At 67.0% G+C, this 14,007-nt stretch carries 14 protein-coding genes and 1 tRNA gene; 4 read left to right on the top strand and 11 right to left on the bottom strand.

The window, feature by feature from the left end:
- Positions 1 to 8: 8 nt before the first annotated feature.
- Positions 9 to 332: a DUF3349 domain-containing protein gene (locus tag ACAG21_RS07010; protein WP_370495229.1), complete on the bottom strand. Its 324-nt coding sequence runs from the start codon at positions 330 to 332 to the stop codon at positions 9 to 11.
- Between the two features lie 168 nt (positions 333 to 500).
- A tRNA-Asn gene (locus ACAG21_RS07005) sits at positions 501 to 573 on the bottom strand.
- Positions 574 to 749: 176 nt separating this feature from the next.
- On the opposite strand from ACAG21_RS07005, the gene ACAG21_RS07000 reads away from it, so the two are divergent.
- A complete protein-coding gene (locus ACAG21_RS07000; protein ID WP_342928062.1) occupies positions 750 to 1,028 on the top strand; it encodes a hypothetical protein in 279 nt (92 codons plus the stop codon).
- Here the strand turns inward: ACAG21_RS07000 and dnaG are convergent.
- From dnaG to ACAG21_RS06985, 3 genes are read right to left on the bottom strand one after another with little or no spacing between them, the layout of a single operon-like run.
- Entirely contained in the window at positions 1,003 to 2,928 is a 1,926-nt protein-coding gene (gene dnaG / locus ACAG21_RS06995; RefSeq protein ID WP_370495228.1) for a DNA primase, read from the bottom strand. The genes ACAG21_RS07000 and dnaG overlap by 26 nt on opposite strands.
- A gap of 55 nt (positions 2,929 to 2,983) precedes the next feature.
- Positions 2,984 to 3,592, bottom strand: a complete 609-nt coding sequence (locus ACAG21_RS06990) for a superoxide dismutase family protein (RefSeq protein WP_096289087.1) — start codon at positions 3,590 to 3,592, stop codon at positions 2,984 to 2,986.
- 30 nt (positions 3,593 to 3,622) lie between these two features.
- The gene (locus ACAG21_RS06985) at positions 3,623 to 4,900 is read right to left on the bottom strand and encodes a deoxyguanosinetriphosphate triphosphohydrolase (protein WP_370495227.1); all 1,278 of its coding nucleotides are present in this window, start codon (positions 4,898 to 4,900) and stop codon (positions 3,623 to 3,625) included.
- Positions 4,901 to 4,965: 65 nt separating this feature from the next.
- On the opposite strand from ACAG21_RS06985, the gene ACAG21_RS06980 reads away from it, so the two are divergent.
- Positions 4,966 to 6,948, top strand: a complete 1,983-nt coding sequence (locus tag ACAG21_RS06980; RefSeq protein ID WP_370495226.1) for a TPM domain-containing protein — start codon at positions 4,966 to 4,968, stop codon at positions 6,946 to 6,948.
- Between the two features lie 108 nt (positions 6,949 to 7,056).
- Here ACAG21_RS06980 and ACAG21_RS06975 read toward each other — a convergent pair whose 3' ends face one another.
- From ACAG21_RS06975 to ACAG21_RS06965, 3 genes are all read right to left on the bottom strand, one after another.
- Complete coding sequence (locus ACAG21_RS06975) at positions 7,057 to 7,317, bottom strand: hypothetical protein (RefSeq protein ID WP_370495225.1); 261 nt, start codon at positions 7,315 to 7,317, stop codon at positions 7,057 to 7,059.
- 644 nt (positions 7,318 to 7,961) lie between these two features.
- On the bottom strand, positions 7,962 to 9,137 hold the full coding sequence (locus ACAG21_RS06970) for a PPE family protein (RefSeq protein WP_370495224.1): 1,176 nt from the start codon (positions 9,135 to 9,137) through the stop codon (positions 7,962 to 7,964).
- 154 nt (positions 9,138 to 9,291) lie between these two features.
- Positions 9,292 to 10,683 (bottom strand): glycine--tRNA ligase, encoded by a 1,392-nt coding sequence (locus ACAG21_RS06965; RefSeq protein WP_370495223.1) that lies wholly within the window; start codon positions 10,681 to 10,683, stop codon positions 9,292 to 9,294.
- Between the two features lie 180 nt (positions 10,684 to 10,863).
- Here ACAG21_RS06965 and ACAG21_RS06960 point away from each other — a divergent pair, with 180 nt between their 5' ends.
- Complete coding sequence (locus ACAG21_RS06960) at positions 10,864 to 11,268, top strand: ArsR/SmtB family transcription factor (RefSeq protein ID WP_370495479.1); 405 nt, start codon at positions 10,864 to 10,866, stop codon at positions 11,266 to 11,268.
- The gene (locus ACAG21_RS06955; RefSeq protein ID WP_370495222.1) at positions 11,265 to 11,657 is read left to right on the top strand and encodes a Fur family transcriptional regulator; all 393 of its coding nucleotides are present in this window, start codon (positions 11,265 to 11,267) and stop codon (positions 11,655 to 11,657) included. The genes ACAG21_RS06960 and ACAG21_RS06955 overlap by 4 nt, the downstream gene beginning before the upstream one ends.
- A gap of 40 nt (positions 11,658 to 11,697) precedes the next feature.
- On the opposite strand, the gene ACAG21_RS06950 is transcribed toward ACAG21_RS06955, so the two are convergent.
- From ACAG21_RS06950 to recO, 3 genes are all read right to left on the bottom strand, one after another.
- Positions 11,698 to 12,126 (bottom strand): hypothetical protein, encoded by a 429-nt coding sequence (locus ACAG21_RS06950; protein WP_370495221.1) that lies wholly within the window; start codon positions 12,124 to 12,126, stop codon positions 11,698 to 11,700.
- Entirely contained in the window at positions 12,126 to 12,995 is an 870-nt protein-coding gene (locus ACAG21_RS06945; RefSeq protein WP_370495220.1) for a decaprenyl diphosphate synthase, read from the bottom strand. The genes ACAG21_RS06950 and ACAG21_RS06945 overlap by 1 nt, the downstream gene beginning before the upstream one ends.
- A 162-nt stretch (positions 12,996 to 13,157) precedes the next feature.
- A complete protein-coding gene (gene recO / locus ACAG21_RS06940; RefSeq protein ID WP_370495219.1) occupies positions 13,158 to 13,979 on the bottom strand; it encodes a DNA repair protein RecO in 822 nt (273 codons plus the stop codon).
- Positions 13,980 to 14,007: the final 28 nt, after the last annotated feature.

The following is a 14,007-nucleotide window of genomic DNA, read 5'->3' as shown; positions in this document are numbered from 1 at the left end:
GCGCGTGATTACGCGGGCTGTTGGGTCAATTCGACGATCGCCGCGAGCCGGCCCTGGACACGTTCGAGATCGGCCGCGCAGGGCAGTTCGGCCGCGACGCGGGTGATAGCGGCCTGGATGTCGGAGGCGTCGATGTTGAGCTCACCGCAGGCCGCGACGTGGGTCGCCACCGCGGCCACCGCGTTGTCGGGCATGCGCCGGCGCAGCAGCGCCAGCAGCGGGACGTAGTCGGCGTACGGCACGCCATGCGGGTAGCCGGCGCGAATGACAGCGTCGAATGTGGTCACCAATCCGGTCAACGGCACCGCCCGACACCACCCTCCTGCCGTCATGTGCGGGCACACACGAGTGAGACGGGCCAACCGTACGCATCGCGATTTAACTGACGGTGACGTAAACGCACCATGCTCTGTACACAGGTCAAATTTCGAACCATGGATCTCGAGCCCCCTGTTGCTGGCGCTCTCGAGCACGCTGGACTAAAGATGCGCCGTTGCCTGCTCCCCCGGGTGGACTCGAACCACCAACCCTTCGGTTAACAGCCGAATGCTCTGCCAATTGAGCTACAGGGGATTAACCCGGCCCGCGCGAAATCTGGCGCGGATCGCTGGACGACTCTAGCGTACTGGCACGGCCGCGCCCAAGTTCGCCGGCTGGCCGTGCGCGTCCCGCTACACCGATCGGGCGCGCACGCACTGCGCCGAGTGAGGCAGGATGGACCCATCCGCACCGTCGTGGGGAGGGACCCTTTGATCCGATATGTCGTCGTGCTCGGACTGGGCTACGTGCTGGGCTCGAAAGCCGGCCGTCGCCGGTACGAGCAGCTCGTCGGTACCTATCGCGCGCTGACCAGTAGTCCGATGGCCCGTTCGATGATCGAGGGGGGACGGCGCAAGATCGCGAACACGATCTCGCCCGACGCGGGTTTTGTCACCGTGGCCGAGATCGACAACGAGACGGCCGTCGTGCAGCGCGAGGTCGAGCGGCCGGCCGACGAGGCCCTTACACCGTCAGATCGTCGCCGCTAGCCTGCTCGAGCAGGCTGCGCCGGTATGCCTCCATGGCAACCAGGTCGCCGAACAACGCGTGGTACTCGTCGCCCTGGTCGATCGGTGACATGCGCTGCAGCTTGGACTTGACCTCGGCGATCTGGCGGCCCATCCACACCTCCTGCAGCCGCGCCATGACCCCGCCGATGTAGCGCGGCAGCTTTTCGTCGTCGACGGTGACAGCCTCCACGCCGAGTTCGGTGATCAGTGCGGCGGTCAGGGTCGAGGTGGTCTGACGGCGCACCGTGTCGATCCACTGCGCGCCGGTGATGCCGGTCGACGTGCCGCCGGCCGCATCGATGGCCGCGCGCACTGCCGCGTACCCCGGGTGGGTGAAGCTCTCGACGGTCAGCGTGTCGAACACCGGGCCGGCCAACGCCGGATACTGCAATGCCGACTTGAGCGCCTCGCGCTGGGGCCACAACGTCGGGTCGCGCGGGTCGGGGCGGCCGGCGGCGCGGTCGACCGGAGCACTCGGCGCCGGCGCGTCGGCGCCGCGGCGCGGACTCGGCGCCGAACCAGGCCGGGCCGTTGGGACCTTGGATTTCTTGGCCTCGGTCCGCACCCGGTCGATGACCTGTGCGACGTCGTCCCAACCCACCCAGCCGGCGAGCTGGCGGGCGTATTCGTCGCGCAGCGTGGAGTCCTTGATCTGGCCCACCATCGGCACACAGCGACGCAGCGCGGCGACTCTTCCTTCGGCGTTGTCGAGGTCGAACTCGGCGATCGCCGTGCGAATGGCGAACTCGAACAACGGAGTTCGTCGCGCCACCAGGTCACGCAGCGCGCCGTCACCGGACGCCAGCCGTAGATCGCAGGGATCCATTCCGTCGGGGGCGACCGCGACGAACGACTGCCCCGCGAGATTCTGCTCGCCGCCGAAGGCCTTGAGCGCGGCCGCCCGGCCGGCCGCGTCGCCGTCGAAAACGTAGATCAATTCGCCGCGGAAGAAACTGTCGTCCATCATCAGCCGGCGCAGCATGGACAGATGCTCGTCGCCGAACGCGGTGCCGCACGACGCGACCGCCGTGGTGACCCCGGCCAGATGCATCGCCATCACGTCGGTGTAGCCCTCGACGACGACGGCCTGGTGTCCCCGGGCGATGTCGCGCTTGGCCAGGTCGATGCCGAACATCACCGACGACTTCTTGTACAGCAGTGTCTCGGGCGTGTTGACGTACTTGGCTTCCATCGGGTCGTCGTCGAACAACCGCCGGGCCCCGAACCCGATCACCTCACCGGCCGAGCTGCGGATCGGCCACAGCAGCCTGCGATGGAAGCGGTCCATCGGCCCCCGGCGCCCCTCCCGGGACAGGCCCGCGGCCTCGAGCTCCTTGAACTCGAAACCCTTGCGCTGCAAATGCTTTGTCAGCTTCTCCCAGCCCGACGGCGCGAATCCGCAGCCGAAGCGACGGGCGGCCTCGGCGTCGAAGTTGCGCTCCTTCAGATACTGGCGCGCCGGCGCCGCTTCGTCGGACTCCAGCTCCGCCGCGTAGAACTCGGCCGCGGCGGCGTTGGCCGCGATCAGCCTGCTGCGACTGCCGCGATCGCGCTGCACGTTGGTGGCCGCGGCGCCGGTGTAGGTGATGGTGTGGCCGATCCGGTCGGCGAGCAGTTCGACGGCTTCGACAAAGCTGACGTGTTCGATCTTCTGGATGAACGCGTACACGTCGCCGCCCTCACCGCAGCCGAAGCAGTGGAAGTGGCCGTGGTTGGGGCGGACGTGAAACGACGGGGACTTCTCGTTGTGGAAGGGGCACAACCCCTTCAGCGAGTCCGCTCCCGCCCGGCGCAGCTGGACGTAATCGCCGACGACTTCCTCGATGCGGGCGCGTTCACGGATGGCGGCGATATCACGATCGGAGATCCGGCCAGCCATCGGCTCAGTCTAGGACGCCGGATACGGCTGTCCCATCAAACCCGTGACGACCAGCTCAGCTGGCCGGACCGATCACGCCGCACGCCACCCGCTCCATCGCCATGTCGCTGTCCTGCACGCCGTGCAGCATCAGGGCCGTCCTGTTGCCCGCCAGCAGCTCGTCCCTGGTGAACGCGTCGGTGGTGGTCACCAGGTAAGCCGAGCCGTCCTTGCGCACATCCAGGGACGACAGGTCGCCGCTTTCGGGCTTCCCGGTGTGTCCCGGCGCCTGGTAGTGGCCACCCGCCGACAAGAAGTTCCCGGGCGCACCGCCGCTGGGGGCCACCGAGTTCGGCTCGCACTTGCCGATCTCATGCACGTGCATGCCGTGTAGACCGGGCGCCAGGATGCCCGGGGTGTCCGTCTTGACGGTGATCGTGACGTATCCGTCGGTGAAGTCGAAGGTGGCGGTGGCGACCTGTTTGCCGTCGGGCGATTTGAGTTGAGCCGAAAGGGCCTGGCCGCTGGGCGCCGGACCCGATGTCGTCGACGAGCTCGGGGACCCGCTGAGCACCGGCGGCGTCGTACCCGGCTGAGTGCTCGCGTGCTGAGGCGAACTGCACGCGGTCATGACCACGACCGGCATCGAGAACAGGGCGGCGGCAACAACGGTGTTTCTGCTCATGCCCGCAGCCTAACGGGTGCCACAAGCCCGTTACGGGCTCGCCGGGCTGGCATCGATTCGCTCCAGCCGGCCTTCGGTGAACGAGGCGATCTGATCGATGATCACCCGCAAGCGGGCGGCGTCGTCAGCGGCGGTGGTGAATGCCGAGGCGAAGAAGGGGTCAAGCGTGCGCGGAGCTCCGGCGTACAACCACTGCGCCACTTGATGAATGCGGTCGCGCTGCCGAGCCTGAGTTTCCAGATGCCGCGGGTCGGACATGATGAATTGCAACGCCAGAATCTTCAGCAGCGCGACCTCGGCCCGCACCAAGTCGGGCACCTGCAAGTCGGCCTGGAAGCGCACCAGCGGCCCAGTACCCGCCGCCGCGTGCGTAGTCGCGATCGCGGCCGAGGCGAATCTGCCCACCAGTTCACTGGTCAACTGCTTGAGGGCGACCGACGCGGCCAGCGTCGCGTCGTACTTGCCGACCGCGGCGACCACCGGCAGCCCCGACAGCCGGCGCGCGGCCGCCATGAAATCGTCGGCGCTCACCCGGGAGAACTCGCTCTCCCCCAGCTTCGCCAGCGCCGCGGCCTCGTCGTCGTCGGCGAGTACCCGCAAATCGATGCGCTGTGAGACGACACCGTCCTCGACGTCGTGCACCGAGTAGGCGACGTCGTCTGCCCAGTCCATCACCTGCGCTTCCAGACACACTCGGTCCCGCGGCGCCCCCGCGCGCATCCAGTCCGCAACCTCGCGGTCCTCTTCGTAGAACCCGAATTTGCGGACACCGTCACGACGTGTCCACGGATATTTGGTGACCGCATCCAGCGAAGCACGGGTCAGGTTCAACCCCGCGCTATTACCTTGGCCGTCAAGCACTTTGGGCTCAAGACCGTTGAGAATGCGAAAGTTCTGGGCATTGCCTTCGAATCCGCCGTACTGGTCGGCGATCTCGTTGAGTGCGCGCTCGCCGTTGTGACCGTAGGGCGGATGACCGATATCGTGAGCCAACCCGGCGAGCTCGACGAGGTCGAGATCGCAACCCAGCCCGATCGCCATGCCGCGGCCGATCTGCGCGACCTCGAGCGAGTGTGTCAGCCGGGTGCGCGGGGTGTCCCCTTCGCGGGGCCCGACGACTTGTGTCTTGTCCGCCAACCGGCGCAGCGCGGCGCTGTGCAACACCCGCGCCCGGTCCCGGGCGAAGTCGGTGCGGTGCTGACCTTCCGTGCCCGGCAGACCCGCGGTCTTCGGCGCTTCGGCTACCCGCCGTTGACGGTCGAAGTCGTCGTATGGGTCTTGCACGTTCGTGATCACCTTCTTAGTCACCGCAGCACAGTCTGCCAGGCAATGCCGCGACACGGCCCCGGTCTCCCCCGGCGCTAAATTGACCTATGCGCATTGCCCGCTTCCTCGGCATGATCCTGACGATGCTCGCCACCGCGCTGTTGGTGGCACCGGCCGGCGGCGCACAGCCCCCGTTCCGGCTGTCGGGGTATGTCACCGACAACGCGAGCGCATTGTCGCCGTCGGGCCGCACCGATGTAAGCGAAGCCATCGACAACCTGTACAACAACCGCCACATCCGGCTGTGGGTGGTCTATGTCGACGACTTCTCTGGAGAGAACTCGGTGGCCTGGGCACAACGCACCATCCGCGAAAGTGATCTGGGTACCTACGACGCGCTGCTCGCGGTGGCCACCACCGGGCGCGCGTATGCCTTCCTGGTGCCGTCCGGGGTGAAAGGCGTGACCCAAACTCAGGTGGACGAGCTGCGCCGCAACGAAATCGAACCCGCTCTGCGCGAAGGGGACTGGCGTGGAGCTGCGATTTCTGCAGCGAATGGCCTTGATGCACAGCCGAATTCGTCGAGCCGCTTCTGGCTGTTGGCCACCCTGGGTTTGGTCATCGTCGCGGTAGTGGCCTTGGTGTTGGTCATGCGTTATCGCCGCCGCCGACGCCGCCGCGCCGAGCTGGCCGCCGCACGCCGGGTGGACCCCACCAATCCGACCGCGCTGGCAGCCGTGCCATTGACCGCCCTCGACGACCTGTCGCGCTCGATGGTGGTGGAGGTCGACAACGCGGTGCGCACCAGCGCCAACGAGCTCGCCTTGGCCGTCGACGAGTTCGGCGCCGAGCGCACCGAGCCCTTCACCCGGGCCGTCAACAACGCCAAAGCCGCGCTGGCCCAAGCCTTTACGGTCCGTCAGCAACTCGACGACGTCACGCCCGAGACGCCCGAGCAGCAGCGCAATCTGCTCACCCAGGTAATCGTGTCGGCGGCCACCGCCGACCGCGAACTGGACGCACAGACCGCGGCGTTCGAGCAGCTTCGCGATTTGGTGGTCAACGCCGCCACGCGCCTGGATGCGCTCACCCAGCAAGTCGTCGAACTGACCAGCCGCGTCGAGCCGGCCGAACGGCGGCTGGCCGAGTTGAACAAGGAATTCGGCCCCGCGGCACTGACTTCGGTTTCGGGCAATGCCGCCACCACCAAGGAGCGGCTGGCGTTCGCCGACCGCAACATCAGCGCGGCGCGTGCGCTGGCCGGCAATGCGGTCAGTGGCCAGCAGAGCGGTTTGGTCGATGCGGTGCGAGCCGCCGAGTCGGCGCTCGGCCAAGCTCGCGCGCTGCTCGATGCGGTGGACAACGCGGCCGGCGACATCCGGCGTGCCGTTGAGCGGCTGCCCGCGGTGATGAGCGACATCCAGGCCGGCATCCAGCACGCCGGCACGCAACTGCAAGGGCAGAACGCGAAAGCCCCGCATGCCGGCGAACTCGCCGCGGCCCGTAATGCCGCCATTCGAGCCGTCGACGCCGCCGGCGGTGGATCGGCCGATCCGCTGGGCACTTTCGCACAACTGGCCAAGGCAGACTCCGACCTCAACCGGCTGCTGGCCACGGTGGCCAAGGAACAGGCGGACGCCGATCGGCTCAACCGTTCACTCGAACAGGCGTTGTTCACCGCGGAATCGCGGGTGCGGGGAGTCTCGGAGTACATCGACACCCGCCGGGGCAGCATCGGGCCCGAAGCTCGCACCCGCCTCGCCGAGGCCCAGCGGCATCTCGACGCCGCACACGCCCAGCGGTCGACCAACCCGGCCGAGGCGATCTCGCACGCCAACGCGGCGTCAACACTGGCGGCCAATGCGCAGTCGCTGGCCAACTCCGACGTGGCCTCCGCCCAGCGCGCCTACACCCGCGGCCGCGGGGGCGACGCCGGCGCGATGCTGGGCGGGATCATCATCGGCGACCTGCTCAGCGCAGGAATGCGGGGCGGATTCGGCGGCTGGAGCCCGACGTCGTTCGGCGGCTCGTCGAACTCGTCGCCGGGCGGCTTTGACGGCGGCTTCATGGGCGGCGGCGGGCGGTTCTGAGCCTTGCACAGTAGTAGGGGCGCACCGATTGCTCGGTACGCCCCTACTACTCGAAAGCTGTCAGGCCCGGCTGGAGCCTGCCGACCCGTTGGCCGACCGTCTTCCGCTCTAACCGGCCCACGGAGAATGCGGGACAACGCGGCCGGTTCGTGGCGCTTCGAAACGAGGTTCGGCGTCGCCTCCCCATTCGTTCCAATGCCCCCATTCCTTCTTCTCACTCATGCCGTCGGCAGCTGCCTCTGAATCCGGCCCGTCGGTCGCCTTGCCAGCGGCATCGGAGAGCTCCTCGCGCTCCGGTGCCCAGTGGTCATAGTCGTCCGGCGGAACGGCCACGCCCCAACTGAGCGGAACCGTCAAGCGACCGAGCATGCCTGACTCACCCCGAACTGCCGCGACCGAATCGTCCGGCAGAGGTGAACCAAGAGGCAAAAGCATGATGCCCCCTTCCACACCCGAAACTCTGTTCACACAGACCCCAACGGCGCACAATTCGCCGCCGAGTGTTTTTCATACTAAAGCAAAGCTAAGGACAATTGTTGGAAATTTACGGTTGTTGTCGACGTTAATCATGAAAATTCGGCCACGCGCCAACCCGGAAGTGCGGTCGGCTGGAGCCGCGTAGTCGGGTCATTGCCGGATGGGACCGGGCGGGGTGGCATGCGGCACCCGGCAGGCCGGCCGTCATGAGCGCGAAAACCGTTGCTCGACAGGGATTCTGCGAGTAGGCGACAGGCCCATTCGTGGCCGTGGCCGCCGGCGCGACAGCCACCGACTCAGGCCCGTCAGACTCGACAAACAGGACCAGCGCCCGACCGCGGGGGTGGTTGCGCTACGCCCCCTTCCGGCGAACATTGCGCGCCCGGAATCATTCACGGCCACAAACCGTACCTAATAGTTTGATTAAGCGGGTAACCGATGAATAGAAGTTGGCTGCATGCCGAGAAATTTGCGACACACTCGATTCATTCGTATGACCGCCGCGGCAATTGCGCCCGGCCCCGCTGCGACCTCGTTCACGCGCCCTTTCTCGGTACCACCTTCGGCCGGGACTGCACCACATGGGTCGCACTGGTTCCGGCCTTGCCCACCATTTCGGCCGGTTTGTCATGATCCGCGGCCACCCGCGCGGGCATCGGCATGCCGCTGGTCGATCCGACCGGCTCGGCCACGGCGCCGGACGCTCCCGCACCCGCCATCGCGGAAGTGGCGATCGGGGCCGGCGTCGAGCCCTGCCACACCGGGGGCACCGATATCGCGCCCACCAACCGCGCCCGGCCCAGACTGGCCGAGATGGACGAGCCCCAGCTCCCGTCGCCGCTCATCATTCGCATCGCCGGTGCGGTCGAACCGACGGTCTGCGATGCACCCGTGGCCGCCATGTTCGTCGCACCGGCCAGCGACGTCACCGGCGCGGTGCCCTGGGCCATCGCCATCATCGGTGGCAACGTGGTCGCCGGATACACCCCGATCTGGGCCACCGACATCAGCGAGGAAACCGGCGTCGAGGTGACTATCGAGCCCACCTGGGTCAACGCGGACTGGATCGCGGTCACCGCCGAGGAGAAGCCCGGGCCGAATATCTGACCGCCCACCGACGACAACGCCCCGGCGAATTGCGACGCCAGCGTGCTCAGCGGCGTCGTGAACAGGCCGGCCAGGCTCGACGGTGCCGATGTGATCGACGGCAATGCCGCCATGACGGATTGCGCCCCGGCGTGATACCCGAACATCGCCATCACGTCCTGAAGCCACATCTCCATGTATTCGAATTCGGTGGCCGCGATCGCCGCCGTGTTCTGGCCCAGAATGTTCGTCGCGATCAACACCATCAGCTGGATACGGTTCGCGGCGATCGCCGCGGGAGGCACCGTCGCGGCGAATGCCGACTCGTACGACGTCGCCGCCACCCGGGCCTGCACGGCCGACATCGAGGCGTGCGCCGCCGCGGTGTGCAACCACTGCAAATACGGTGCGGCAGCCTGCGCCATCGACTCCGACGACGGACCCGTCCACTGCCCATTCGACGCCAGGCCCGAAACGACGGAGTCGAAGGACGACGCCGAGGCCCACATGTCAGCGGCCAGGCCGTCCCAGGCAGCGGCCGCAGCCAACAGCGGCCCTGAGCCTGCACCTCCGTACATCAGGGCCGAGTTGATCTCCGGCGGCAAAAACGCGAAATCCAGAACCATCTACTACCTCGACACGACCAGCCGTTTCTACGGCCTTACCACTGCACCCCGACAGTCACCAGCGACTGGACACTGCGTATAAGACTAAGGCCGGATCGTAGGGCAGCACTACACCCAAATGGCCCGGTTTGCCGAAATAGCCGCTTGCCGGCCGCTAGGCGCCCTTGAGCCGAACCGCCAGGTAGTCGGCGACAGCATCCATCGCCACCCGCTCCTGCGTCATGGCGTCGCGCTCGCGCACGGTGACGGCGTTGTCCTCGAGCGAGTCGAAATCCACCGTCACACAGAACGGCGTGCCGACCTCGTCCTGGCGCCGGTAGCGGCGCCCGATCGCGCCGGCATCGTCGAAATCGATGTTCCACGACTTGCGCAATTCGGCGGCCAGGTCCCGGGCCTTGGGGCTCAGGTCGGTGTGCCGGGACAGCGGCAGCACCGCCGCCTTGACCGGGGCCAGCCGGTGGTCCAGGCGAAGCACGGTGCGCTTGTCCACGCCGCCCTTGGCATTGGGGGCCTCGTCCTCGGCATAGGCATCGATCAAAAACGCCATAAACGACCGGGTCAGGCCGGCCGCGGGTTCAATCACGTACGGTGTGTACCGGGTGTCGCTGGCCTGATCATAGAAGGACAGGTCGGCACCGGAATGCTTTGCGTGCGTTGACAAGTCGAAATCAGTCCGGTTGGCGACGCCCTCCAGCTCACCCCACGGGTTGCCCTGGAATCCGAACTTGTACTCGATGTCGACGGTGCGGTCGGAGTAGTGCGACAGCTTGTCTTTGGGGTGTTCGTACAGGCGCAGGTTCTCGGGGTTGATGCCGAGGTCGGTGTACCACTGGTGGCGGGTGTCGATCCAATACTGGTGCCACTCTTTGGCGGTCGACGGCTCGACGAAGAACTCCATCTCCATCTGCTCGAACTCGCGGGTGCGGAAGATGAAGTTGCCCGGGGTGATCTCGTTGCGAAAACTCTTGCCGATCTGCCCGATGCCGAACGGCGGCTTGCGCCGCGCTGTCGTCACCACGTTGGCGAAGTTGATGAAGATCCCCTGCGCGGTCTCGGGCCGTAGGTAGTGCAGCCCTTCCTCGGTCTCGATCGGGCCGAGGTAGGTCTTGAGCATCATGTTGAATTCACGCGGCTCGGTCCATTGACCCGGCTCGCCGGTCTCGGGGTCGCGGATGTCGGCCAGTCCGTTGGGCGGCGGATGCCCGTGTTTGGCCTCGTAGGCCTCGATCAGGTGGTCGGCGCGGTAGCGCTTGTGGGTGATCAGCGACTCCACCAGCGGGTCGTGGAACACCTCGACGTGGCCGGAGGCCACCCAGACCTGGCGCGGCAGGATGATTGAGGAGTCGAGCCCCACGACGTCGTCGCGGCCGGTGACCACGGCGCGCCACCACTGCCGCTTGATGTTCTCCTTGAGCTCCACGCCCAGCGGCCCGTAGTCCCACGCCGACTTGGTGCCGCCATAGATCTCTCCCGAGGGATAGACGAATCCACGCCGTTTGGCCAGGTTGACGACGGTGTCGATGACGGACGCCACGGGGTGGTCCACTTCCCTTCGGATAACTGACGGAGGCGGGGCGGCGAACCGTCGCCCGCGAAACACCAGCAATCGTATCGACCGGGCCGCGGTCTTTGACATGCGTCATCATGCATGTGACAGTGGAAGTCGTTCTCTATAGTGGGCACTCCACGTACCCGGCCCTTTCGAGGAGATGACGCACGCATGGTGATGCCCTCCTCATCACCGACCGCCGCTACTGGCTCGTCGTCGGATCTGGTCGCCCACCGGCACGGCGAGGCGAGCGCCGCCGAGCACGCTCCGTTCGCCGAGTATCCCGAGCCGCCGTCGCGGGAAATCCTGGATGCCGCCGGTGAGCTGCTGCGGGCCCTGGCCGCACCGGTACGGATCGCCATCGTGCTGCAACTGCGCGAATCCCAGCGCTGCGTGCACGAGCTGGTCGACGCGCTGAGCGTGCCACAACCGTTGGTCAGCCAGCATTTGAAGATTCTCAAGGCGGCGGGAGTGGTCGCCGGGGAGCGATCCGGCCGCGAGGTGCTGTACCGACTGGCCGACCACCACCTGGCGCACATCGTCGTCGACGCTGTCGCCCACGCCAGCGAGGACACGCCATGACGCAACCCAGCGTTCGTTCCACCCGGCAGCGGGCGGCGATCTCCACGCTGCTGGAAACCCTCGACGAATTCCGCTCGGCCCAGGAGCTGCACGACGAGCTGCGCCGTCGCGGCGAGAACATCGGTCTGACCACGGTCTACCGGACGCTGCAGTCGATGGCATCGGCGGGAATGGTGGACACGCTGCGCACCGACACCGGCGAGTCCGTCTACCGGCGCTGTTCGGAGCACCATCACCACCATCTGGTGTGCCGCCACTGCGGGTCCACCATCGAGGTGGGCGACCACGAGGTCGAGGAATGGGCGTCGCAGGTGGCCGCCAAGCATGGCTACTCCGAGGTCAGCCACACCATCGAGATCTTCGGGACCTGCTCGGACTGCGGCCGCTAGCCCTGCCGAATGTGCCGCTGACCGCCCACTCGGCGAGAACTCAGGCCGTCAGGACGCGCCGCATCTGAGCGCCCGAATCGAGCACCAACAGGATCAGCGTGCGCAGAGCGTCGTCGGCCAGGCCCGCGCCGGGAAAGTTGTAGCGCAGCATCACGTCGGCAGTTTTGGCCGCGCCCTTGCCGGAGTTGCGCTGCGCGGCCTTGTCGCTGACCTTCTCGACCACGGTCACATTGCCGAAGTTGCTGTTGTGCGCCTGCTTGGCCACCTGATCGCTGAGTTTCTTGGTCAGCGGCAGATCCCACGCCACGACCTGGGTCAGCGACACCAGGTCGAGTCCCTCGGCGATGTTCACCACCCGCAGCGACGCGAAGGTGCCGTCATGGTGCACCGTCAGCCCGCCGTCGGGTTCGGCGTCGACCGTCAGCACGTCGCGGAGGATCGGCCCGAGGCGCTCTTGTAGAGATGGCATCAGGCGCTCCCAAACCGTCGGTTGCGGTCCGCGTATTCCTCGCAGGCCGCCCATAGGTCGCGACGGTCGTAGTCGGGCCACAGCTTGTCCTGAAAAATGTATTCGGCGTAGGCCGCCTGCCACAGCATGAAATTGCTGGAGCGCTGCTCCCCCGAGGTCCGCAGAAACAAATCCACGTCGGGGATGTCGGGCCGCTGCAGGTGATGGGCCACCGTCGCCTCGGTGATGCGCTCGGGGTTCAGCCGGCCGGCTGCCGCCAAGCGTGCGATTTCCTTTGCGGAGTCCGCGATTTCGGCGCGGCCGCCATAGTTGACGCAGTAGTTGACGGTGATGACGTCGTTGTCTTTCGTCATCTCCTCAGCGACCGCCAATTCATTGATCACGCTGCGCCACAAGCGAGGCCGCGAACCCACCCAGCGGATCTTGACCCCGATCGCCTTGAGGTTCACCCGGCGCATGCGCACCACGTCGCGGTTAAATCCCATCAGGAAGCGGACCTCCTCGGGAGACCGCTTCCAGTTTTCGGTGGAGAAGGCATAGAGGCTAAGCCACTTGATCCCGATTTCGATTGCGCCGCAGACGACGTCGATGACGACGGCCTCCCCCGCCTTGTGGCCGTCGGTGCGAGTCAGGCCTTGTTGGGTGGCCCAGCGGCCGTTGCCGTCCATCACGATGGCCACGTGGTTGGGCAGGCGATCCGCCGGGATCCGCGGAGCGACGGCCTTCGAAATGTGCTGCGGCGGCCGGCTCGGTCCGCCGTCGGGAGACGGCGGCAACTCGGGGAACACCACCGGCCACGTCGACCTGTCCGGAAAAGTCGGATAGTCCACGGGCGCGGCGGGCAGTTGCGGGAAGTTGCGGTTTGTCACGTCCGCCCCACTGGCCTCGGCAGGGGCCGGACGGCGTTTTGCCCGCCTCCGAGCGACAAAGATCGGCGTACAGCGTTTGTCGCTCGGAGGCGGGCAAAACGCATGTCTACCGGCGGAGGTTCTGATGTGACGGATGTGTTCACGGGCCGGTCAGCCATCCGATTAGCCACAGGCCTCATCCTGCCCGATCGGCGCGGCGCGCTGATCGGCGATGCTGGGAGCACCCCCGGCTTGCGGGGGACGGTCGGCCCGATAATTGCGCTCCACCAGCGGCAACGTCTTGAGCTGGCGTTCCAGATGCCACTGCAGGTGGGCAGCCACCAATCCGCTGACATGGCTGCGGTGGGATTGCGGCGTCGCCTCGGCGGCCTCCCAATGGCCATCGTGCAGCGCGGACATCAGTTCCAGCACGCCCAGCGGTGGTGTCGTCGAGCCCGCGGGACGGCAGTGCGGGCAGACGCTGCCCCCGGCGGCGATGTGGAATGCCCGGTGCGGGCCGGGCGTGGCGCAGCGGGCACACTCCGTCAGCGCCGGCGCCCAGCCGGCGATGCCCATGGCCCGCAGCAGGTAGGCGTCCAGCAGCAGGTCACGAGGGCGGCGCCCGTCGGCCACCGCCCGCAGCGCGCCCACCGTGAGCCGGTGCAGCGCCGGGACAGGCGCGCGCTCCTCGCCGGCGAGCCGCTCGGCGGTTTCCAGCATCGCGCACCCGCAGGTGTACCGGCCGTAGTCGCTGACGATGTCGGTGGCGAACGCGTCGATGGAAACGACCTGAGTGACGATGTCCAGATTGCGGCCGGGATGCAGCTGCACATCGATGTGCGCGAACGGCTCCAGCCGTGCGCCGAATTTGCTGCGGGTGCGGCGCACCCCCTTGGCCACCGCGCGGACCAACCCGTGATCACGGGTCAGCAGGGTCACGATTCGGTCTGCTTCGCCGAGCTTGTGCTGGCGCAGCACTACCGCTCGGTCTCGATACAGCCGCATATCAATAGTTTTGCACCCCGCCGCGACA

Origin of the sequence: Mycobacterium sp. pR1184 (genome assembly GCF_041287235.1) — a bacterium.
Classification (GTDB): Bacteria; Actinomycetota; Actinomycetes; order Mycobacteriales; family Mycobacteriaceae; genus Mycobacterium.
This window is presented reverse-complemented; position numbering and strand designations above follow the sequence as displayed.

Coding starts and splice junctions, on each gene's coding strand:
- dnaG (WP_370495228.1), bottom strand. CDS start 2,928: ATGGCTGGCCGGATCTCCGATCGTGATATCGCCGCCATCCGTGAACGC.
- ACAG21_RS06960 (WP_370495479.1), top strand. CDS start 10,864: ATGCCCTCCTCATCACCGACCGCCGCTACTGGCTCGTCGTCGGATCTG.
- ACAG21_RS06955 (WP_370495222.1), top strand. CDS start 11,265: ATGACGCAACCCAGCGTTCGTTCCACCCGGCAGCGGGCGGCGATCTCC.
- ACAG21_RS07010 (WP_370495229.1), bottom strand. CDS start 332: ATGACGGCAGGAGGGTGGTGTCGGGCGGTGCCGTTGACCGGATTGGTG.
- ACAG21_RS06975 (WP_370495225.1), bottom strand. CDS start 7,317: ATGCTCGGTCGCTTGACGGTTCCGCTCAGTTGGGGCGTGGCCGTTCCG.
- ACAG21_RS06970 (WP_370495224.1), bottom strand. CDS start 9,137: ATGGTTCTGGATTTCGCGTTTTTGCCGCCGGAGATCAACTCGGCCCTG.
- ACAG21_RS06980 (WP_370495226.1), top strand. CDS start 4,966: ATGCGCATTGCCCGCTTCCTCGGCATGATCCTGACGATGCTCGCCACC.
- ACAG21_RS06950 (WP_370495221.1), bottom strand. CDS start 12,126: ATGCCATCTCTACAAGAGCGCCTCGGGCCGATCCTCCGCGACGTGCTG.
- ACAG21_RS06990 (WP_096289087.1), bottom strand. CDS start 3,592: ATGAGCAGAAACACCGTTGTTGCCGCCGCCCTGTTCTCGATGCCGGTC.
- recO (WP_370495219.1), bottom strand. CDS start 13,979: ATGCGGCTGTATCGAGACCGAGCGGTAGTGCTGCGCCAGCACAAGCTC.